19 protein-coding genes and 3 tRNA genes are annotated in these 20,372 nt (G+C 64.2%); 8 read left to right on the top strand and 14 right to left on the bottom strand.

Translation table 11 applies throughout. The features are described 5' to 3' along the window. Positions 1 to 425: 425 nt before the first annotated feature. The 3 genes from AC1DYK_RS24115 to AC1DYK_RS24105 all read right to left on the bottom strand — a co-directional run bounded on the left by AC1DYK_RS24115 (position 426) and on the right by AC1DYK_RS24105 (position 2,404). Positions 426 to 1,217 carry a hypothetical protein gene (locus AC1DYK_RS24115; RefSeq protein WP_478168579.1) on the bottom strand — a complete coding sequence of 264 codons (792 nt, stop codon included), beginning with the start codon at positions 1,215 to 1,217 and terminating at the stop codon, positions 426 to 428. A 123-nt stretch (positions 1,218 to 1,340) separates the two neighbouring features. Beyond that, the gene (locus AC1DYK_RS24110) at positions 1,341 to 1,715 is read right to left on the bottom strand and encodes a response regulator transcription factor (protein WP_478168578.1); all 375 of its coding nucleotides are present in this window, start codon (positions 1,713 to 1,715) and stop codon (positions 1,341 to 1,343) included. A 41-nt stretch (positions 1,716 to 1,756) separates the two neighbouring features. Then, positions 1,757 to 2,404 carry a response regulator transcription factor gene (locus AC1DYK_RS24105; RefSeq protein WP_478168577.1) on the bottom strand — a complete coding sequence of 216 codons (648 nt, stop codon included), beginning with the start codon at positions 2,402 to 2,404 and terminating at the stop codon, positions 1,757 to 1,759. Between the two features lie 243 nt (positions 2,405 to 2,647). Between AC1DYK_RS24105 and AC1DYK_RS24100 the strand changes: the two genes are divergently transcribed. From AC1DYK_RS24100 to AC1DYK_RS24085, 4 genes are all read left to right on the top strand, one after another. Next, positions 2,648 to 3,502 carry a DUF2092 domain-containing protein gene (locus tag AC1DYK_RS24100; protein WP_478168576.1) on the top strand — a complete coding sequence of 285 codons (855 nt, stop codon included), beginning with the start codon at positions 2,648 to 2,650 and terminating at the stop codon, positions 3,500 to 3,502. After that, positions 3,499 to 4,083 carry a hypothetical protein gene (locus AC1DYK_RS24095; protein WP_478168575.1) on the top strand — a complete coding sequence of 195 codons (585 nt, stop codon included), beginning with the start codon at positions 3,499 to 3,501 and terminating at the stop codon, positions 4,081 to 4,083. The genes AC1DYK_RS24100 and AC1DYK_RS24095 overlap by 4 nt, the downstream gene beginning before the upstream one ends. 14 nt (positions 4,084 to 4,097) lie before the next feature. Then, a complete protein-coding gene (locus AC1DYK_RS24090; RefSeq protein ID WP_478168574.1) occupies positions 4,098 to 5,744 on the top strand; it encodes a mechanosensitive ion channel family protein in 1,647 nt (548 codons plus the stop codon). 135 nt (positions 5,745 to 5,879) lie between these two features. Continuing rightward, positions 5,880 to 7,346 carry a DUF1254 domain-containing protein gene (locus tag AC1DYK_RS24085; RefSeq protein ID WP_478168573.1) on the top strand — a complete coding sequence of 489 codons (1,467 nt, stop codon included), beginning with the start codon at positions 5,880 to 5,882 and terminating at the stop codon, positions 7,344 to 7,346. A 46-nt stretch (positions 7,347 to 7,392) separates the two neighbouring features. Here the strand turns inward: AC1DYK_RS24085 and AC1DYK_RS24080 are convergent, their stop codons facing one another. The 3 genes from AC1DYK_RS24080 to AC1DYK_RS24070 form a co-directional block, all read right to left on the bottom strand. Next, positions 7,393 to 9,273, bottom strand: a complete 1,881-nt coding sequence (locus tag AC1DYK_RS24080) for a sensor histidine kinase (protein ID WP_478168572.1) — start codon at positions 9,271 to 9,273, stop codon at positions 7,393 to 7,395. A gap of 283 nt (positions 9,274 to 9,556) precedes the next feature. Next, positions 9,557 to 9,865, bottom strand: coding sequence for a hypothetical protein (locus AC1DYK_RS24075; protein WP_478168571.1), 309 nt, complete (start codon positions 9,863 to 9,865; stop codon positions 9,557 to 9,559). A 183-nt stretch (positions 9,866 to 10,048) separates the two neighbouring features. Then, a complete protein-coding gene (locus AC1DYK_RS24070) occupies positions 10,049 to 10,492 on the bottom strand; it encodes an outer membrane lipoprotein (RefSeq protein ID WP_478168570.1) in 444 nt (147 codons plus the stop codon). Positions 10,493 to 10,823: 331 nt separating this feature from the next. Here AC1DYK_RS24070 and AC1DYK_RS24065 point away from each other — a divergent pair, with 331 nt between their 5' ends. Both AC1DYK_RS24065 and AC1DYK_RS24060 read left to right on the top strand, forming a co-directional pair. Continuing rightward, positions 10,824 to 11,573 carry a DUF3313 domain-containing protein gene (locus tag AC1DYK_RS24065; protein WP_478168569.1) on the top strand — a complete coding sequence of 250 codons (750 nt, stop codon included), beginning with the start codon at positions 10,824 to 10,826 and terminating at the stop codon, positions 11,571 to 11,573. Positions 11,574 to 11,585: 12 nt separating this feature from the next. Then, positions 11,586 to 12,404, top strand: a complete 819-nt coding sequence (locus AC1DYK_RS24060; RefSeq protein WP_478168568.1) for a transporter family protein — start codon at positions 11,586 to 11,588, stop codon at positions 12,402 to 12,404. 410 nt (positions 12,405 to 12,814) lie between these two features. Here the strand turns inward: AC1DYK_RS24060 and AC1DYK_RS24055 are convergent, their stop codons facing one another. Beyond that, positions 12,815 to 13,273: a DUF3293 domain-containing protein gene (locus tag AC1DYK_RS24055; RefSeq protein WP_478168567.1), complete on the bottom strand. Its 459-nt coding sequence runs from the start codon at positions 13,271 to 13,273 to the stop codon at positions 12,815 to 12,817. A 358-nt stretch (positions 13,274 to 13,631) separates the two neighbouring features. Further along, positions 13,632 to 14,663 carry a GSU2403 family nucleotidyltransferase fold protein gene (locus AC1DYK_RS24050; protein ID WP_478168566.1) on the bottom strand — a complete coding sequence of 344 codons (1,032 nt, stop codon included), beginning with the start codon at positions 14,661 to 14,663 and terminating at the stop codon, positions 13,632 to 13,634. A gap of 309 nt (positions 14,664 to 14,972) precedes the next feature. Between AC1DYK_RS24050 and AC1DYK_RS24045 the strand changes: the two genes are divergently transcribed. Together AC1DYK_RS24045 and AC1DYK_RS24040 are read left to right on the top strand one after the other, a co-directional pair. Further along, on the top strand, positions 14,973 to 15,326 hold the full coding sequence (locus tag AC1DYK_RS24045) for a hypothetical protein (RefSeq protein ID WP_478168565.1): 354 nt from the start codon (positions 14,973 to 14,975) through the stop codon (positions 15,324 to 15,326). A 62-nt stretch (positions 15,327 to 15,388) separates the two neighbouring features. Further along, on the top strand, positions 15,389 to 15,766 hold the full coding sequence (locus AC1DYK_RS24040; protein ID WP_478168564.1) for a hypothetical protein: 378 nt from the start codon (positions 15,389 to 15,391) through the stop codon (positions 15,764 to 15,766). Positions 15,767 to 15,845: 79 nt separating this feature from the next. Here the strand turns inward: AC1DYK_RS24040 and AC1DYK_RS24035 are convergent. The 6 genes from AC1DYK_RS24035 to purF all read right to left on the bottom strand — a co-directional run bounded on the left by AC1DYK_RS24035 (position 15,846) and on the right by purF (position 20,372). Continuing rightward, a tRNA-Asp gene (locus tag AC1DYK_RS24035) sits at positions 15,846 to 15,922 on the bottom strand. 70 nt (positions 15,923 to 15,992) lie between these two features. Then, a tRNA-Glu gene (locus AC1DYK_RS24030) sits at positions 15,993 to 16,068 on the bottom strand. A 78-nt stretch (positions 16,069 to 16,146) separates the two neighbouring features. Continuing rightward, positions 16,147 to 16,222, bottom strand: a tRNA-Ala gene (locus AC1DYK_RS24025). 33 nt (positions 16,223 to 16,255) lie between these two features. After that, complete coding sequence (gene gltX / locus AC1DYK_RS24020) at positions 16,256 to 17,644, bottom strand: glutamate--tRNA ligase (protein ID WP_478168563.1); 1,389 nt, start codon at positions 17,642 to 17,644, stop codon at positions 16,256 to 16,258. Beyond that, a complete protein-coding gene (locus AC1DYK_RS24015) occupies positions 17,641 to 18,864 on the bottom strand; it encodes an O-succinylhomoserine sulfhydrylase (RefSeq protein WP_478168562.1) in 1,224 nt (407 codons plus the stop codon). The genes gltX and AC1DYK_RS24015 overlap by 4 nt, the downstream gene beginning before the upstream one ends. 8 nt (positions 18,865 to 18,872) lie before the next feature. Further along, positions 18,873 to 20,372, bottom strand: coding sequence for an amidophosphoribosyltransferase (gene purF / locus AC1DYK_RS24010; protein ID WP_478089384.1), 1,500 nt, complete (start codon positions 20,370 to 20,372; stop codon positions 18,873 to 18,875).

Genomic DNA, 20,372 nt, shown 5'->3' with positions numbered 1-20,372 from the left:
GTTTGAGGGGCCAGGGGGCCGCCAGGCTCATGACGATCTCGACCATCATGGCGGCGAACACGATCACCAGCCAGCCGTGGTAGGGCTTCAGGAGACCGAGCACGAGTCGCGTCATGTCCTGGCGCTGCGTCTTGGCGGCGTGCTTGGCGACCTTTGTCGCCGACGACACGGGAACAGGCAACGGTTCAGGTGCAACCGCAGCTTCCGATGGAATTGTGGGTGGCATGTCGGTGTCCAGATGGTTGAATGGCCGAGGATGCTGCAGCGGTTACCAACTTTGAAAAGGCCGCAGCCGAGTCTGTCGACTTCGTACGGAGGCGACCTTCTCCTGCTCAAAGCGTATTGGCAAAGGCGATCTTGCGCACCTTCCCTTTCGGGCAGTACACGACGTGGAATCCCATCCATGCCGCCATGCCCGCGGTCGCTCACCAACGAAAGGTCGCGCCGAGCAGCGGCCCGCTGAAATTGAGGTCCTTGACGGCCTTGCCCGATTTCATGTCGTAGGCGAGATAGCGCCACATGGCGCTGAGTTCACCCCAGGCGTACGCGTAGCTGATGCCGCCGGCCGCCTGCCAGGTCAGGCGGGACTCGCCGGTGCCGACATCGACGTAGAACGGAAGCGACCACTTCCCGGATTCGCCAAGGGCATACCGCCCCTTGACGCCGACGATGCCGTCCCACAGGGTTTCGCTGTGCTCGACGCTGCCCAAACGCGCGGCGGTCGCGACCGGCCCGAGGTCGCCGGCGATGTTCCAGCTCAAGGTTTGCCGCAGGCGGAACATGCGGGCGCCGGCGAGCAGGTCCAGCGTCAACGCCGGATCGGACACCACGCGGTACTCGCCCGCCGATGTCCAGATCGAACCCTCGAGATTCAAGCCGAGATCTGCCGTGGTGCCCGCCGGGAGCCCGACGTCCCCGATCGTGAAGTAGCGGCTGCGGGTCTTGCTGCCGCCGAGGTCGAGATAGATGAGATCGGTGAAGAAGCCCCATCGCCCGTTGTGCGCGTCCAACGAACCCATGAACGTGAACTTCAGCTTGTCGATGATCTTGTCGGCGCTGACGTTGATGGACGCGCCACCCGTGCCCGCCGGTGCGCTTGTCGAGCCGCTCAGGCTTGGCAGATAGCCGTACACCGAGAGGCTGTACCGCCAGTTGTCGGCGGCGGGGTCGGCCCGCGACTGTTGTGCAGCAGACAGCGTCGGCGCCAGCACGCCCATGGCGAGTGCGAGTGCGGCAGTCAGGCCGCGAAAATGAAAACGAGAATCCATGTGTTCGGTGATGGAGAAGGTGACTGGGTTCGGCCGGCTTCATCGTGACTGAGGCCAAGCTTGAACGGCGCGTCAGCCGGCCGCTGCTCGGCGGATGGCCTCGAGAACATCGGCACCGGTATCGATCTTGCGAAAGTAGGCCGCACAGCCGACGGCTTGCGCCGCGGCACACGTTTCCGGGTCGTCGTGCGCGGTGATGAAAATGAAGGGCGCGTGTCCGCCTTCCGCGACCAGGCGCTGGGCCAGCTCGATGCCCGACATCCCCCCGAGCTGGACATCGAACACCAGGCAGTCGAACCGGGGCTGCTTCGTGTCCGCGAGGAACGCTTCTGCCGAGCCATAGGAGATCGGCTGCATCCCCGACGCGCGCAGCAGCCTGCCAAGAGATCGGCAAAGGCTCTCGTCGTCATCGACGAGGGCGACATAGATGGGGGTGATGGTGCTCATCGGAGGTCAACGCGCACTTTGGGCGCCCCCGAGCCCGCTGTCTACTTCCCCTTAGGGAAGGTGGGCGCGGCCGCCGTCAAGACACCCGCCTCCTGCGACAGCCGCGTGAGCGCCGCGACGGACCCTACCCCCAGTTTCATCATGATCGCCGTGCGGTGCAGTTTCACGGTGCGTTCGTTGATTCCCAGATCGCCGGCAATCTGCTTGTTGAGCCGGCCCCGCAGGACGTGGGAGAGTACCTCGAACTCCCGCACCGACAGCGCGCTGAAGCGCTCCTCCAGCTCACGTTGGCGAGCCCTCGCCTCGCGCTCATGCCCGTCCCGCGCCAGGGCCCGCCGTACGGCGTCGAGCAGTTCCTCCTTGGGGGCTCGTTTTTCCAGAAAGTCCTCCGCGCCGCCGCGCATCGCCCGCACGGTCGAAGCAATGTCGCCCTGTCCGGTAAGAAAGAGGAGCGGCAGCGGGTTGCGTGTCTGCGCGAGCGCCGATTGCAGATCGAGCCCGTTCAATCCGGGCATCTGCAAATCCGCCACCACGCAACCCCGTGCGTCGTTGCTGCACTGCGCGAGAAACTCACTGGCGGACAGGAAAGCCTTCACGGTGAAACCACTGACGAGCAGCAGTCGGGACGTGGCGGTAAGAAACGACACGTCGTCGTCGACAATGTAGACGGTGGGTTCGGTCACGTTCATGCTGCGGCGAATTTCATCGAATCCATACCGCTGAAAACGGGCAAGCATAGCTCGTCCCGGACTGACACATGGGCGGGTGACTCGCCGGCTACTGCCCGAAAGGGCAGGTGTGTGCGAACGCCTTTTTCACTATCCTGTGCACTGAAACGAGCCGCACGGCGCAAGCCGCATCCAGCCATGAGCAGATCCATGCACCCGCGATCCGGGCCTGCGGTCCGTCAATATCGATAAAGGAAGTCAGCAATGATCCAACTCCAACGCTGCGCCTGCACATTGCTGGTCGCGCTGGGCCTGTCGCTGATGGCGGATGCCAATGCACAGCAGCCGCCACCCGCCAAGCCCGCCAGGTCGGCAGCCAAGTCGGCAGCCAAGTCGACCCAGCCTGAACTCGAAGCCAAGGCCATCGACCTGCTGCGCGCGATGGGCGGTGCCCTGACGGCCCCCCATTCGATGTCGTTCACGGCGGTCGCCACCTACGAGAGCCCGAGCAGCGTCGGCCCCGCGCTGGCCTACGGAACCACCTCCGAGGTGTTGCTGCAGCGCCCCGACAGGCTGCGCGTGGTCACTCTCGGGGACGGGCCCGCCTCGGAGTTCTTCTACGACGGCAAGACCATCACTGCCTTCGCGCCGGCCGAGAACCTGGTCGCCGTGGCGCCGGCACCGCCCACCATCGATGCCATGCTCAAACAGGCCTTCGAGAACGCCGCGATCTACTTCCCCTTCGCCGACGTCGTCGGCAGCGACCCTTTCAAGGCGCTCACCGACGGCCTCGTCAAGGCCTTCTACATAGGCCCGTCGAAGACCGTCGGCGGCACGTCCACCGAGATGGTGGCCATCGCCAGCGACCAGATGTTCATGCAGATCTGGATCGGCGCCGACGACAAGCTGCCGCGCAAGATGCGCGCGGTGTTCCGCGGCGACCCGTTGCAGCTGCGCCACCAGGTGGAGCTGTCGAACTGGAAGCTCGACCCCGTGATCGCGGCGGAGGCTTTCGCGGCACTGAACGCGGCGAACGCGAAGAAGATCGCCTTCGCGGCTCCGAACCCGCCCAAGACCGCCAAGACCGCCAAGACCAAGAGCAGGAAGAACGCACAATGACAAACACCAAGGTTCTTCCTCTCGTGCTGGCGGCGCTCATGGCGGCGAGTTTTCACCAGACGGCGGCCGCCTGGGCCAGCGCCAACCGCTTCGGCGGCCATTCCTTCGGCGGCTTCGGCGGCGCCACGCACGACAATCGCTGGGGCGGCTCCACCTCGCGAAGCTGGGACGGCGCGGTCAGCCACACCAACATGTACGGCGGGCACTCTGCCGGCGTGCCAGGCTACGGCGCCGTGCACACGACCGCCGGAGGCTTCAGCACCTACCGCCCGCCGGCCTACGGCTACGCGGGCTATGCGCCCTACCACGCTCCGATGGCGGTACCGTACTACCACGCGGGCTGCTACAACTGCGCCGGCGCGGTCGCAGCGGGTGCGGTCGTCGGCCTGGCGGCCGGCGCCGCGATCGCCAATGCGGCGCGGCCGGTGTATTCGATGGGCGTGAACTACGCGACGATGCCGCCCGACGCGGTGATCGTGAATCAGGCCGGCATCAACTACTACCAGGTCGGCAGCACCTGGTTCCGGCCGTACTACGGCGCCAATGGTGTGTACTACACCGTCGTGCCGGCGCCCTACTGAGGAACGACTGAACGATGAAGCGCATCGCCATGCGCAGCTCCCTGAGCTTTTCCTTGGGATGGCGATCATTGCAGGCCCTCGTTCTGGTCATGCTGATGGCCGCCGCACAAGCCGGCCTCCCCATCGCGTCGCCTGTGGCCGCCTCGCCGGACGCAGCCGAGGTCACGGTACTGAATCGCAAGGTGGCCGTGCTGCGCGATTCGTTCCTTGGCGTGACGCCGGCGGACCGCGCCAGGCGTTTCGAACGCGCCATCGCAGAGATGCTCGACAAGGGAGGTGCCGGCGCGGTCAGCGTCGAAAAGGTGCCCCAGGGCAACATCGTATCGATCGATGGCGAGTTCGCGCTGATTCTCACGCCTGGGGACGTCGACACCACCGGCGCGCAGACGCTCGAGGCGATCACGGAATCGACGCAGCAGGCGCTGCGACGTGCCATCGATGCAACCAGAGAGTCGCGGGATCGCAGCATGCTGCTGCGCGGCGCAGCCGAAAGCGCACTGGCGACGCTGATCGCGGTGCTGGCCATCTGGATCGGCTGGCGCGTTCGGCGCGCGACATTCGTGCGCACCGCCGATCTGTTTGAATCCAAGGCCGCTGGCATGCACGTCGCGGGCGCGCCGCTGGTCCACAGCTCGCGCATGCGTGCCATTGCGCGAAGCCTGGTGAACGTTGTTGCCTGGTCGGCGGCCGCCCTCCTGGTCTACGAATGGCTGGTCTTCGTGCTGACCCGGTTTTCCTACACCCGCCCTTGGGGAGAAGAACTGGGCGATTTCCTGGTCGGCGTCTTCCGGCATATCGGCAACGGCGTGCTGGGGGCGCTGCCCGATCTGGCGATCGCCGCGGTCATCTTGCTGCTTGCGCGCGGTGTGATCGGCGCGGTCCGGCCGATCTTCGACCGCGTCGAGCGTGGCTCGGGCGCCATCGGCTGGCTCGATCGCGATTCGGCCGCCCCGTCCCGGCGAATCTTCAGCGTTTCGGTCTGGTTGTTCGCGATCGCGATGGCCTACCCCTACCTGCCGGGATCACAAAGCGAGGCTTTCAAAGGGATCACCGTGCTGGTGGGCCTGATGCTGACCCTCGGCGGCTCGAGCCTTGTCGGGCAGGGTGCGAGCGGCCTGATCTTGATGTATTCGCGCACGATTCGAATCGGGGACTATGTCCGCATCCAGGATCAGGAAGGCACCGTCACTGAACTGAGCACCTTCACGACCAAGATCCGGACCGGCCTGGGCGAGGAAATCAGCCTCCCCAATTCCCTCATCATGGGATCCGTCACCAAGAACTATTCGCGCGCCGCGCAAGGCCAGGGCTTCATTCTCGACACCGTCTTGACCATCGGCTACGACACCCCGTGGCGGCAGGTCGAGGCCATGCTGATCGAAGCCGCCGGACGCACGGAGGGCATCCTGGACATGCCGAAGCCCAAGGTATTCCAGACCGCGCTTTCAGACTTCTATATTGAATACCGCCTCGTCTGCCAAGCCGTTCCGGAAAGACCTCGCACGCGGGCGGAAGTGCTGCACATGTTGCACGCCAACGCGCTCGATGTGTTCAACGAAGCCGGCGTCCAGATCATGTCCCCCCACTACGTCGGCGATCCGAGAGCGGAGAAGATCGTGCCCCCGTCTCAATGGTCTTCGCCATCGGCGCGCAAGGCCTGAACGCGGTGGCCTCGGGCTCAAAGTGCATCGACACTGCCCTTTAGGGCAGTTGCCAACCCGTTGGGGCCGGTGTCATCATCGCGCGGGCCGCTGCATGGGTGCACGGATCACGACCTGCAAGGAAAAAAGGCAAACATGAAAGCGGAACTGGTGAAATGGATGGTGCTCGCCGGAGCGGTCAGCCTGACGGTTGGCTGCGCCAGCAAGGTTGATCCGATCAGCCAAGGGGAGAAGGCCGGCGCCGCCAAAGGCGTGGCCGCGCCCGGCATTGCGGAGACCAAGGCGATCGCGGAAGAGGCCTTCGTCTACGGTCTTCCGCTCGTGATGAACTATGCAGTGATGTATGAGTTCGCCGTGGACTCGAAGTCCAGCCAGTTCAAGGCGCCCTTCAACAAGATCAACAACCAGCACCACGTCGCCACCTACCAGGACACGGCGGTCGTCACGCCGAACAGCGACACGCCCTATTCCGTGCTCTGGCTGGACCTGCGCGCAGAGCCGATGGTGATTTCGGTCCCCGCCGTGGAGAAGCGGCGCTACTACGCCGTGCAGCTCATCGACGGCAATACCTACAACTACGGCTACATCGGCAGCCGCGCCACCGGCAGCGCGCCAGGCCACTACATGGTGGTCGGCCCGGACTGGAAGGGCGAGACGCCCCCGGGCATCAAGAAGGTCTTCACCTCGACGACCCCGTTCTCGCTCTCCCTCTTCCGCACCCAGCTCTTCAACCCCAAGGACATCTCGAACGTCGAGAAGGTGCAGGCGGGCTACAAGGCGCAGCCGCTTTCCGCGTTTCTGAAGCAGCCAGCGCCGCCGGCCGCCCCTGCTGTCAATTTCGTACCAGCCACGACGGCCGGGATCAAGCAGAACTACTTCGAGTACCTGGACGCCGCGCTGCAGTACGTGCCGCCCACCCCGGAAGACAAGGACCTGCGGGCCAGGCTCTCGCGCATCGGCATCGGGCCGGGCAAGACCTTCGAGTTCAAGGATCTTTCGCTCGAACACAAGGCCGCCGTTCTGCTGGCCATGAAGGAAGGCGACGAAAAGGTCGACAAGTTCGCGGCCAGCGGGGTGAAGAACATCAATGGCTGGAGCGTCGGTTCGTTCTTTGGCGATCGTGCCTTCTACAAGGGCGACTGGCTGATGCGCGCTGCCGCGGCCAAGTCCGGCGTCTACGGCAACGACCCCGCTGAAGCGACGTATCCCTTCACCCGCGTGACGGCGACCGGCGAGACCATCGACGCCAGCAAGCACAACTACACGATCACCTTCCCCGCCGGGCAGCTGCCGCCTGTCAACGCCTTCTGGTCGGTGACGATGTACGACGGCAAGAGCCAGCTTCTGATCAAGAATCCCATCAACCGCTACCTCATCAACTCGCCGATGGTGTCGGCGATGAAGAAGAACGCCGACGGCTCGCTCACGCTCTACATCCAGAAGGACTCGCCCGGCAAGGCGCTCGAAGCCAACTGGCTGCCTGCGCCGAACGACACCGTCTACCTGGTGATGCGCCTGTACTGGCCCAAGGAATCGCCGCCTTCGATCCTGCCGGCCGGTGCAGGCACCTGGAAGCCCCCGGGGATCGTTGCCTCCAAGTAGCGATTCGGAGCCTGCCCTTGGAGAGGGCTTCTCGCCGAACGGGGCATCATGCTGTGTATCGCGCTTGCTCCGCAGATCGCCCAGGCGCAGGCGCAGCCATCGCTGGCCGGCCGGCCGGTGAGACCGGTAGCGTAAAGCGCAGGCTGGCGCCGCCACCCTCCACGCTCTCGGCCCACAGCCGCCCTCCGTGTGCCTCGACCAGTGTGCGCGAGATCGACAGGCCCATGCCCATCCCGGTCGGCTTGGTGGTGAAGAACGACCCGAAGATCTTCTCGATCCGCTCCTTGGGAATACCCGACCCGTTGTCGTTGACGGCGATCTCGACCGTCTCGGCGCCGCGATGCATCGCGGTGACCACAATGGTGCGCACCTTGTGTGCGGCTTCGTCGATGGCGTCCATGCCGTTGGAAATCAGGTTGAGCAGCACCTGCTGCAGATGGATGCGATCGCCAAGGACCGGCGGCAGAGGGTGCGCAACGTGCAAATGCACGCGAATGCGGCGCGCTGCGGCGTCGGGACGGACCAACGCCGTGACATTCTCCAGAAGGTCTTGGACGTTCAGCGGCACGACCTCGACCTCGTGGCGCCGCAGCATCGCGCGCATGCGATCGATCACGGCACCCGCTCGCTGGTCATCGGCGAGGATGTCGTCGACAATCGCGCGGATCTCCTCAAGGTCCGCCTGACCGGATTGCAGCATGAGTACTGCGGCTTCGGCATTGCGCAGGATGGCGCCCAGCGGCTGGTTGATCTCATGGGCCAGAGCGGCCGCCAACTGACCCATCACGGACAAGCGGCCTGCGTGAGCGATCTCATGCCGCAGGCGCAACATTTCCTGCTCGGCTTCCTTGCGGGCGGTGATGTCGCTGCAGGCGCCCCGACTGCGGACAGCGCGCTGGCGTTCGAACTCGAATTGTCCTTGCGCCGAGATCCACCGCATGCTGCCATCGGAAACAAAGACGCGAAACTCCGTCTGAAAGTGGCCAATCCTGTCCCCTCCCGCCTCGGAGAACGCCAGGCGAACCATGCGGCGGTCGTCGGCATGCACCTTCGATAGCAACGACTCCAGATCCATCGGCTCGTTCGGCGAAAAGTCGAACAGCTGCCGGGTCCTCAGGCTCGCCCAGAAGGTGCCGCACGCAGTATCACGCGTCCAGAGGCCCAGGTTCGCGGCCTGCATGGCGAGCGTCATGCGCTCCTCGCCTTCGCGCAACTCGTGCAGCAGACTCGCCGCGCGATGCACGTTGCGACTCAGTTCGTAGGCCATCGCGAACACAATGCCCAATGAGAACAAGCTGACCGTGATCGGCGCCTCGACGAAGCCCCAGAACACCAGCACCGCCTGCGCCACACCACCCAGGGCGAAGAAGCAGGCCGTGCCGCCGATGGTGAGCGCTGCGGCCCTGTCGCCGCGGCGCCAGGCCGAAAGGCTGGCATCCAGGACAAAAATCGCGAGCAGGCCCATCGCCAACTGGCCGACCAGCATCCACGGATTGGGCGTCCCGATGGCGATCGAGACGTTCTCGCCCAGGAACGGAATGGCGCGCAGCCCCGAGATCTCTTTGAAGTTCAGTGACTGCCCGCTCAGGAAGTTGGGCAACAAGGTGAAGGTCCGCAGGACGACGACTGTCCACCCCAACCAGGCGCGACCGCTTTTGAGATAGCTGCGCACGAAGCCGACCTGCGACACGGTTGCGAGCCAGACCGCCACCTGTCCCGCGCGATTCGCAAGCGCATACTCTTCTGGCGCCTGCGCTTTCATCATGACGAGTTCGCAGAAGGCAAGCGCAGCGGTCGCCACCGCCAAGACCGGAAAGAGCAAACTCGGCCAGGCTGCCCGATCCTTCACCCACACCGGCAAATGCACCGCAGCCAGCATGAGGCACGCGGACCCGACCATGGCCCAAACAATGGTGACCCAACTCATGAAAACTCCATTCGGTGACCAAGCCCGATTCTCGCCTGGGTGGAATGACGTGAATTGAGAGGATGCCGAAGCGCGGCATGACCATGGCGTTGCCGGCGGCGAAGACGGGATTCATGACGGAGCACAAGCTCATCGACACGTCCCGGTGCTGCCGCACCGGAACGGACATGGATCAGTTCACGAGTTCGAATTCACCCGGCTTCCATGTCTTGTCGAACCACGATTCCAAGGGGCCTATCGAAAGACAGGCAGGCCGACGAAGGCTTGTTCCGCGGGACGCGCTTCAACGTGCGCGAATCACGTCGGAGACGACGCCGTTCTCGTTGACGGTGCAGTTGATCGCCGGTTGTCCGGCTCCGATGCTGAGGGTGACGACGTAGAAGCCTTCCCTCATGGTGCTCGCGTCGCTGGTCGGCGTCACGCTTGCCTTTGGCACCTTGTACTCGCGGGAGACGGCGTCGATGCAACTGGTGCGCGACACGAGCGGAGACATGAAGCCTCCGATGATCGGCGCCGGAGGCTGATAGTTGGCGCAGCCACTGGCGACGAGGCAATAAACCATGGCTGTTGCGGAACGAATGCGTAAGGACATGCTGACTCCTCTGACTGTGACTCAAATTGCGAAAAGAATCCGCGGCATTGCGGCCGGTCCGGCCGGGCGCTCGGCATTGGGCGCTCTGAGTCCCGTTTCGAAGAAACCAGCGTTCGCGATGCCAGGATTCTGATGGGGCCAACAGGTCGGTACGCGGACCTGTGGCCTGTACTGTCACTCAGCTCATTGGGGCTGGACGCGAGCGGCCTCGCCATTGCCCTGGATGAAGACCCGCTGACCTACTCGCAGTCCGGGCATCACCGGCTGCGTCACCTCGACCAGCACACCACTGTCGGTGCGAACGAAGATCTGCTGGCCTTCGAGCGGCTTGCTGTAGCGTTCCGCAATGTGGCTGCCCGCCACGCTGCCGCCGATCGCGCCCACCACCATCGCAACGTCGCGGCCGGTGCCACCACCGATCAGGCTGCCGATCCCGACGCCGGCCAGTCCGCCGAGCACTGCACCCACGCCGGTATGGTGGGAGGTCGGGATCTCGGTCGGCATGATCTGCTCGATCTTGCCCTGGCGGATCGTCATCGATGCCTGCTGCGAGCCCGGTGCGGCGCAAGCGGTGAGCAAGAGAGCCATTGCGAATGCGGCGAACCGCGAGAAAAGACGCACTTTCATGGATTGGAACTCCGGTACAGGGTGGAAGGATTTTGAGTTGAACTGGCTTGTCGAGAAAGTTCGAAGACAGGTCTCGCGAGAAGGAGCAGCGCCGCTTCAGTCTCCCGAGCGGGCGACGGATGCTCGCGTCGTCATCGACGACAGCGAATTGGAGGTGGAGATCGGCTCGCCCATTTTTTTGCTGGTCCGTGCACTGTGTGCGCTTTCCAGGCCGGCGTCTACTGCCCTTTAGGGCAGGCGCGCGCGCGCCTGTTTGCCCATATGCTCGGCCCCAAACTGTAGAGGGGTCAAAGTGGGAAGTCGAGCTCGTCCTTATCTCGCCATTGTCGCAATGGCTTCTGGCGCATTCCTTGCCGGCTGTTCCACACCCGGCTCGAGCAGCACCGGGATCGTGGCGTCCAACAACGCCGAGGCCAAAGTCAGCAAAGTCGGATTTCTCACGGAGCCCGGCCGGTTGAAGCCCACGCCCGGCGGAGAGGGCTTCCTGTGCTGGCTGCAACCGGACGTCCGGTGGGGCAGCTACGACAAGGTCATGATCGAGCGCATCCAGGTCTACCTCGAGCCCGGTGCGGAGCAGCGTCCAGTGGATCCGACGGACCTGAAGGCGCTGCTCGACTACTTTCATGCGGCCTTGGTCCAGAACCTCAAGCCGGGCGTCCAAGTCGTCGATGCGCCTGGCCCGGGCGTGTTGCGCCTGAAGTTTGCGCTGACCTCCCTGATTCCGACCAACACCGTGGCCAGCCTGGCCGGCACGGCGGTGCCCTACGGCTTCGTCGCCGAGATGGGCGCGGGCGCGGCGACCGGCCGGCCCGTGGGTTCGACCCCCTACATGGGCCAGACCGGGCTGGAGGCACAGTTCAGAGACGGCGCCACCGGCAAGGTGGTCGGCGAATGCGCGGACACCGAGATTGGACTCAAGTACGCCGCCGACCTGAACAAGGGTGCGACGACCGCGGCGGTCGCATGGATGAACGGTTACGTCAGCTCCTTCACGAGCTGGAGCTATGCGCAGGACGCCTTCAACAAATGGTCGGAGGCGTTCGCGCGCCGATTCGCCGCCCTGCGTGCCGCATCACGATAAAAGGAAAAAGACATGTCTCGATCTCGAACCAAGAACCACCGGGCCGTCGGTGTCATGGTGGCGGGCCTCCTGTCGGCGTCTGCCCACGCGCAACAGAGCAACGAGGAACTCGCCAAGGCGGCGCAGAACCCGCTGGCCAGCATGATCAGCGTGCCCTTTCAGCTCAACACCAACTTCGATACCGGGCCGGAGGAGCGCACACAGAACGTGCTCAACATCCAGCCGGTCGTGCCCTTCAGCCTCAACGAGGACTGGAACCTGATCTCGCGGACCATCATGCCGCTGATCTGGCAGCCGGCCTCCACGCCTTTCGAAGGCTCCACCTTCGGTCTCGGCGACATCCAGGTCAACGGCTTCCTGTCACCGAAGAACTCGGGCAGCTGGATCTGGGGCGTCGGCGCCGTGGCGCAGCTGCCCACGCACACCAACGACCGGCTCGGCAACGACCGCTGGGGCCTTGGGCCGACCGCGGTCGTGCTTCGGCTCGAGAAGGGCAGTCCCTGGGTCTATGGCGCGTTGATCAACAACATCTGGTCGGTCAGCAGCTCATCGACCGACCCGAAGATCAACCAGCTGACCTTGCAGCCGTTCCTGAACTACAACTTTCCGGGAGGCGTCTACCTGACCTCGTCGCCGCTCATCACCGCGAACTGGGAGGCGGCCGGAGGTCAGAAGTGGACGGTGCCCATGGGCGGAGGCGTCGGCAAGATTGTCCGCTTTGGCAAGCTGCCGGTGAACCTGCAGGCCTCTGCCTACTACAACGTCGAGCGACCCGACAACGCACCCCGCTGGGCGCTGCGACTCCAGGCGCAGCTGATGTTCCCCAAATAACCGCCATTCAGGACGCGGGCTCGACGCGCGCTGGAGCATCGAGCCGCAGTCGCAGCTCGCCTGGCGGCACAGAAGCTTCGACGACCTGACCCTCAGTGGCGCGCGTGTACCACCGGAGAAAGCTTTGAAAAATGGATCCTTGCTGGCGGCAACGGCAGCCTTGGGAATGATGACCTTGATGCCCCTGGACGCTTCGGCGGCCGCGTGCGTCAAGGGCGTCTATCGCGCGGGGTGCGCCGGCCCGAACGGCGCCGTCGTGGCCAGAAAGCCCGCGCCGCCCAAGCTCACTTGCGTCAATGGTGTCTACCGCGCGGGGTGCGCAGGGCCCAATGGCGCCGCGGTCGTCCGCAAATAGCTGAAACGCGAGATTCAACACGCCGACGAGTGGGCGCGTTGACGGGCAACAGGGGCTATCGCAGAAAAACCAGCTCGGGCACAGCATCTGCATCTGCCCACACGATGGCGTGCTGCTGGTAGCGTTGCCCCAGTTCGCATGTTGCGTCGCGACTGATGCCGAAGACTGCAATGCTCTCCTCGCCTGGCCAGCCGCTGACCGGGTCACCGTCTCGGCCAACGCCAGGCAGGAGCGCGAGGCCCATCGTCTGCACGTCAAGGCACAACGCGGTGGTGGCTACGACATTAGCCGCATCTCGAAGGACCAACCCCAAAGGATTGCAGGCGGTGACGAATCCGCAGCTGCCCACATTCATCTGGCTGTACAGCGAGGCCAGCCCCGATGACCGCTCGCCGATACGCAGGACCACCGGAGAAGCGATCACCGGCTCGATACAGTAGTGCGCATCACGATACGTCGCCACGGTGGACGCGGCGGCTCTGGAGTTCGTGTGGCTGACGGAAAGCAAGGACATGCGGGCATTCTCCAGAAGTGTTCGCAGGCTTCATCAATGTGCGGGCTACTCGTTGCGTGGTCATTCTGCAATCTAAGTTGGCCTTCAAAAAGCACGCGATGGACACATAGAGAATTGCGAGATATGAGGTGCGTCTGTCACGATTGAGTCATCGTGATTGAGCAGGCGAATCGGGCCCTGCACGGCACCAACGGGTTGTCCTGCCTCTGATGTGTTGACGCACTGCGACCTGGGAGGACCAAGATCAACCGCAAGAAGACGGTCTCTCCTCGCTATCGTGATGAGCTCGCGAAGTGCGGCCTAGCCGCCGAGGTGTCTCAGGTTCGCCGGAGGCAATCCATGCATCGCGGCTGTGAGCTCAGCGGTCAGCCAATTCGACCAGGAAGTCCCGCGTACGCTCAGACATCCCCGGGACAAGATTTCTGGCCTGGGCGGCCAGGGCTATCCGAGGGCGAGCACTCGCCTCCAGGTCTTCAGAGGCTTCTGTCAGCCAGGCTGGAAACTTCTCCATCAACGCGTCAATCAGCACCATGGCCTGTCGGCGGTCCTTGTCTGACTTGAGCGCGCGCGACGGGTCTTGAAGCGTGCTGACGATGAGTTTGTGAAGGGCAAACCTTGCAGGGTCCGGCAGCATCACCGGAACCACATGTTCTTTGCCGAGGATAAAACCATGCGTAGCGTTTGCGACCAGATACCTGAAGTACGGGAGTCCGGTCGCGTGTGCCTGTATCTGGGGCAAAGCTCTCGTCTCATACGCTTCGGTGCCCGGCACGAGCAGGTCAACCTTGATTGGTTGACCGCGGGCCTTGAACGAGGTCGAGGGCTTGCGCGGGTCCGGTTCCGGCACCTCGAAGAAGGGCAAGCTGCTCTCTCGCAGGATGTCGAGAAAGCTGCGGTCCTCTGGAATGGCGACCGAGATTTCCCCAGCGCTCCCGATGTCGATGTCCTCGGTCGCGTCGTTCGCCGCCAGCCGAACGCCCAGGCTGTTCAGGACCGCGCCAAACGCATGGGAGCCGACGAGCACTCCACCGTGGCTGAAGATGCCAGCGTTGAAGAGCGTTGCGAGGGTGAGCGCTGACGAGTTGTCGGCAGCGGCAAAGCCTGCCTTGCGCAGGAGCTGGACGTCGGTCGCGCGTTCGCGCATCTCAGCGCTCTCGAGCCGCTTCGCTTCGAGCGCGACGTCAGTCCCTGGCTCTCCTGCGCGGCCTAACGAGACTTCCTTGTGTTTGCCCGATGCCAGGTACATCCGCCAGTAGACGTACGTCTTTCCATCGACAGTCTTTCGCGCCGCGGACCCCGGAGAGTGCAGCGGAATCTGTGATTGCGTGCTGGCTCGCTCGACGACAGAGGAATACAACACCTGCAATGCGTCATTGTGGAAGCTGGCCATAGACGGATATTATCCCTTAGCAAATATTGTCAAGGTATAAATCACAGCGAACAGGCTCGCAGCGTTTATACCTTAGTGTTTCTTTAAAAGGTATAAATTCTCAGCGCAATGGCCATCGTCTTAGCCGGTGCCAGCCGCGCTTGCGCGGCTGAACCTACCAAGTCCGACGCCAGAAACTTGTAACGCCGGCTCGCAAATGTTGCTGTCAGATGTTTCAATCTGTATGCTGCGATGTACCCATTGGTGCTACTCGAAACGGCGCCTTGACCCGCCGCAAGCGCCGACCGTCGACGATGCACTGGAATCCACATGTCCAAATTCGGAGTCAGCTTGTTCACAGCCCTTGCAACCGCCGAGAAGGTCGTTGTCGACGGCCTGCTCGTTCAGAGCTTCAGCCTTCAAGGTGGTATGGGCGGGGCCGGGATTCTGGTGCTGGAGGATGCGTCGGAGATTTCGTTCGCGAATCAGGAAGTCACTGTTGTCGACGGATACAGCGCATTTCAGACTGAAGCCGAGAAGCCCCTCTCCATCGACTTCATCATGGCGTGGGACCGCGCCATGTGCAAAAGCGACCTGGCCATCGCGCCGCGTGTCGCGAGCGCCAAGGCGGCTGACGCACGGCCAGCGTTCGCCGTCAGCGGCGCGGCCGAGTTCGTCGGCTAGCTCCCCGCGCGGCATCGCCGGATGCTGCCTTCACAAGGCCGGACCTTTGAACGAGGCTCCCAATGAACAGAACAGTTCGCGACTCAGCTGCTGAAGTCAAGCAGGAGCTCTCCATCTTGGAAGGCAGCATGGACCGCCTTCGTGAACTCTTGGCCAACGCGACCTTCGACAAGAACCGTCCGAACTCGTCGGGCCTGACCCCGTTGATGGCCACCATCGTCAGAGGGGGCAAGGAGCACGTGCTTCTGCTGGTTGAAAACGGTGCGATTCCAACGTCAAGGGAGGTGGCGGCCGCGGCATTGATGCACGCAATGACAGAAGACGATTTCCTGGAAGCTCAGCGGAAGTGGGCTGAGAAATCGGCTGAGGGCGCGGCTCGTGTGCCATCGCGCACGGTTAATCTGGTCGGGGTGCCGGGGTATACCGCGAACAAAGGCTAGCGTCCATCCCCGAATGCACACGAAGGAAGCCAAAAGACAAACGGGCTACGTGATTTCTCACGTAACCCGTTGCTTTATCTGGCGGAGTGGACGGGACTCGAACCCGCGACCCCCGGCGTGACAGGCCGGTATTCTAACCAACTGAACTACCACTCCTGGTAGACAACGTTCACTCCAAAAGGAGCCAAGTGCTGCGACTTGTGCCGGTTTCACCTTGCAGTGAAACTGGCGACCCTACGGGGATTCGAACCCCGGTAGCCACCGTGAAAGGGTGGTGTCCTAGGCCTCTAGACGATAGGGTCAAAACCTTAGGAACCGCGCTGCGATCAGCGCTTGTTACTTCAAAACCAACTTCAAAAATCTTCTACTCGACACCATGTTGGTGGAGGTAAGCGGGATCGAACCGCTGACCTCTTGCATGCCATGCAAGCGCTCTCCCAGCTGAGCTATACCCCCCTGGGTGTCGAGCCTCAAATTATAGCCTGAAAATCAGGCCTCTTTCAATCTCTTCAAAATAGTTTCGCGAGAAAAAAGCGCGAGGACCGAATCGAGAGAAGGCGTCTGCGGCGTGCCCATCACGAGCACTCGCACCGGCATGGCTAATGCCGGCATCTTGAGACCTTGCGCAACCAGCACTTCCTTGATGGCCGATGCGATTGCTGCCTTGTCCCAGGCGACGGCCGATAGTTTATCCGCAAGTTCGGCGATTGCCGGGCGCACCGCATCAGAAATATGCTGCGCGCGATCGGCATCGCTCGCCTTCACATCGGCATAGAACGCAGCAGCCCATCCCGCCAGCGCGACGGTGGTGTCGCAGCGGTCCTTGAAGAGGCCGCAGATCGCGGGCAGGCGCTCGTCGGCCACGATGCCGCGCGTCTGCAACTGCGCAGCGACCAGCGGCGCCAGCGCATCGTCGGCCATCGCCTTCAGGTGCTGCGCATTGACCCAGCGCAGCTTGGTCTCGTCGAACTGCGCCGCGCTGCGGCCCAGGTGGTCGAGGTTGAACCACTCGACGAACTGCGCGCGCGAGAAGATCTCGTCGTCACCATGGCTCCAGCCCAGCCGTGCGAGGTAGTTCACCATCGCCTCGGGCAGGAAGCCTTCGTCGCGGAACTGCGTCACGGGCTTGGCGCCGTTGCGCTTGCTCATCTTCTCGCCCTGCTCGTTGAGCACGGTGGGCAGGTGCGCATACACCGGCGGCTCCTTGCCGAGGGCGCGGAAGATGTTGATCTGGCGCGGCGTGTTGTTGACGTGGTCGTCGCCACGGATCACGTGCGTGATCGCCATGTCGATGTCGTCGACCACGACGCAGAAGTTGTAGGTCGGCGTGCCATCGGGCCGCGCGATCACGAGGTCGTCGAGCTCGTCGTTGCCGATCTCGATGCGGCCCTTGACCTTGTCGTCCCACGCAACCGCGCTGCCCTGCGGGTTGCGAAAGCGCAGCACCGGCTGCACGCCTTCGGGCACCGGCGGCAGTGTCTTGCCGGGCTCGGGTCGCCAGGTGCCGTCGTAGCGCGGCTTTTCCTTCGCGGCCATCTGCTTCTCGCGCAGCGCGTCGAGCTCGGCCATGCTCATGTAGCACGGGTAGACGAGGTTCGCGGCCTGCATCTCGGCCAGCACCGCCTTGTAGCGGTCCATGCGCTGCATCTGGTAGTACGGGCCCTCGTCATGGTCGAGGCCCAGCCATGCCATGCCTTCGAGGATCACGTCGACGGCGGCCTGCGTCGAACGTTCGACGTCGGTGTCCTCGATGCGCAGGATGAAGTCGCCGCCCGTGGAGCGTGCGAAGGCCCATGGATAGAGGGCCGAGCGGATGTTGCCGAGGTGGATGAAGCCGGTCGGGGACGGTGCGAATCGGGTGCGGGTCTTCTGTGTCATGCAGGGGTACTCAGGCCGGCTAGACCTCGCAGGAGGTCGGCCTTGATGTCGTCGATGTGATCCAGCCCGACCGCCACGCGGATCAGGCCCTGACCGATGCCGGCCGCCTGCCGCTGCGCTTCGGACAGGCGCCCGTGCGAGGTCGTGGCCGGATGGGTGATGGTGGTCTTGGTGTCGCCGAGGTTGGCCGTGATGCTCAGCACACGGGTGCTGTCGATCACGTGGAAGGCATTGGCGCGCGCGGCCTCGGGGCCGTCGGCCCGGACGTCGAACGACACCACCGCCCCGCCCTGCCCCGACTGCTGGCGCATGGCCAGCTCATGCTGCGGATGCGAAGCCAGTCCGGGATAGTAGACGCGCGCCACGCCCGGCTGCGTTTCGAGCCACTGCGCCAGCGCCAGCGCGCCGGCGCAGTGCGCCTGCATGCGGATGCCCAGCGTCTCGAGGCCCTTGAGCACCACCCAGGCGTTGAAGGGCGACAGCGCCATGCCCGCAGTGCGCACCACCGGGGCGAACACTTCGTTGACCAGTTTGGCCGAGCCGCAGATCGCCCCGGCCAGCACGCGGCCCTGCCCTTCGAGGTACTTGGTGCCCGAATGAATGACCAGGTCGGCGCCGAGCTCGACCGGTCGCTGCAGCGCCGGCGAGCAGAAGCAGTTGTCGACCGCCAGCAACGCTCCCGCGCCGTGCGCGAGATCGGCCAGCGCGCGGATGTCGCAGACATCGGTCAGAGGGTTGGTCGGCGTTTCGGCGAACAGCAGCTTGGTGCTCGGGCGGATCGCGGCCTTCCATTCGGCGACGTCCGTCTGCGAGACGAAGGTGGTCTCGACGCCGAACTTGCCGAACTCGCGGCCGATCAGGTTCAAGGTCGAACCGAACACCGAGCGCGAGCAGACCACGTGGTCGCCTGCCTTGAGCAACCCCATGCACATCATGAGGATCGCGCCCATGCCGCTCGATGCGCCGATCGCGGCTTCGGTGCCTTCGAGCGCAGCCAGGCGGTGCTCGAAGCTGGCCACGGTCGGGTTCGAGGTGCGGGTGTAGGTGAAGCCTTCCTCGGTGCCGGCAAAACGACGCGCCGAAGTCTCGGCATCGGGCTGCACGAAGCTGCTGGTGAGGAACAGCGCCTCGGAGTTCTCGCCGTACTGGCTGCGCTCGAGCGCGGTGCGCACCGCGAGCGTGTCGCGGTGCAGGCCGGGGGGCAGGGATCGGTCGGTCACGGTCGCTTTCAGCTGAGGTTGGGCAGCGCGAGGCGGGAGGAGTCTTCCTCCGTTTCCTCGATGCGCGGACGGCTGCCGTTCATGCGCGTGATGGCCTCGGTGTCGATGTCGCCGGTGACATACACGCCGTCGAAGCACGAGGCATCGAAGCCGTCGAGCTTGGGGTTCAGCGAGCCGATGGCGCGCTTCATCGCGTCGACGTCCTGGTAGATCAGCGCATCGCAGCCGATGACTTCGCGGATCTGCTCGACCGTGCGGTCGTGCGCCACCAGTTCGTCCTTGGTCGGCATGTCGATGCCGTAGACGTTCGGGTAGCGAACCGGCGGTGCCGCGCTCGCGAGATACACCTTGCGGGCGCCGGCGTCGCGCGCCATCTGGACGATCTCGCGGCTGGTGGTGCCGCGCACGATCGAGTCGTCGACCAGGAGCACGTTGCGGCCCTTGAACTCGCTGGCGATCACGTTGAGCTTCTGGCGCACCGACTTCTTGCGCACGCCCTGCCCCGGCATGATGAAGGTGCGGCCGACGTAGCGGTTCTTCACGAAGCCTTCGCGGTACGGGATGCCCAGCAGGTGCGCCAATTGCGTCGCGCTCGGCCGGCTCGATTCGGGAATCGGGATGATGACGTCGATCTCGTTCGGCGGCACGGTCGAGACCACCCGCTTGGCCAGCGTCTCGCCGAGGTTCAGCCGCGCCTGATAGACCGAGATGCCGTCGAGCACCGAGTCGGGCCGCGCCAGGTAGACGAACTCGAAGATGCACGGGTTGAGCGACGGCGCGTCGGCGCACTGCTCGGCATGCACCTGGCCCTGCAGGTCGATGAAGACCGCCTCGCCGGGCGCGATGTTGCGTTCGAACACATGGCCCGAGCCTTCGAGCGCGACCGATTCACTGGCCACCATCACGGTGCCGTCGGCGTTGCGGCCCATCGCGAGCGGACGGATGCCGTACGGGTCGCGGAAGGCCAGCAAGCCGTGGCCGGCGATCAGCGCCACCACCGCATACGAGCCGCGCAGGCGCCGCTGCATGCTGCGCACCGCCTCGAACACGGTGGCCGAATTGAGCATGCCGCCGCGGGTGGCGCGGTCGAGCTCATGCGCCAGCACGTTGAGCAGCACTTCGGAGTCGCTCTCGGTGTTGGTGTGGCGGTGGTCGGTGGAGAACAGCTCGGCCCTGAGCGCATGCGCGTTCGTGAGGTTGCCGTTGTGCACCAGCACGATGCCGAAGGGCGCGTTGACGTAGAAGGGCTGCGCCTCTTCCTCGCTGTAGGCGTTGCCGGCGGTCGGGTAGCGCACCTGGCCGAGGCCGACGTTGCCGGGCAGGCCGCGCATGTTGCGGGTGCGGAAGACATCGCGCACCATGCCCTTGGCCTTGTGCATGAAGAACTTGCGCTCCAGCAGCGTGACGATGCCGGCGGCATCCTGGCCGCGGTGCTGCAGCAGCAGCAGTGCGTCGTAGAGCAGTTGATTGACGGGAGCGTTGCTGACAACGCCGACGATTCCACACAT

It is taken from the genome of Variovorax sp. P2_H12, from assembly GCF_056403395.1.
The sequence above is the reverse complement of the archived record's forward strand: the minus strand, read 5'-3'. Positions and strand labels throughout refer to the sequence as shown.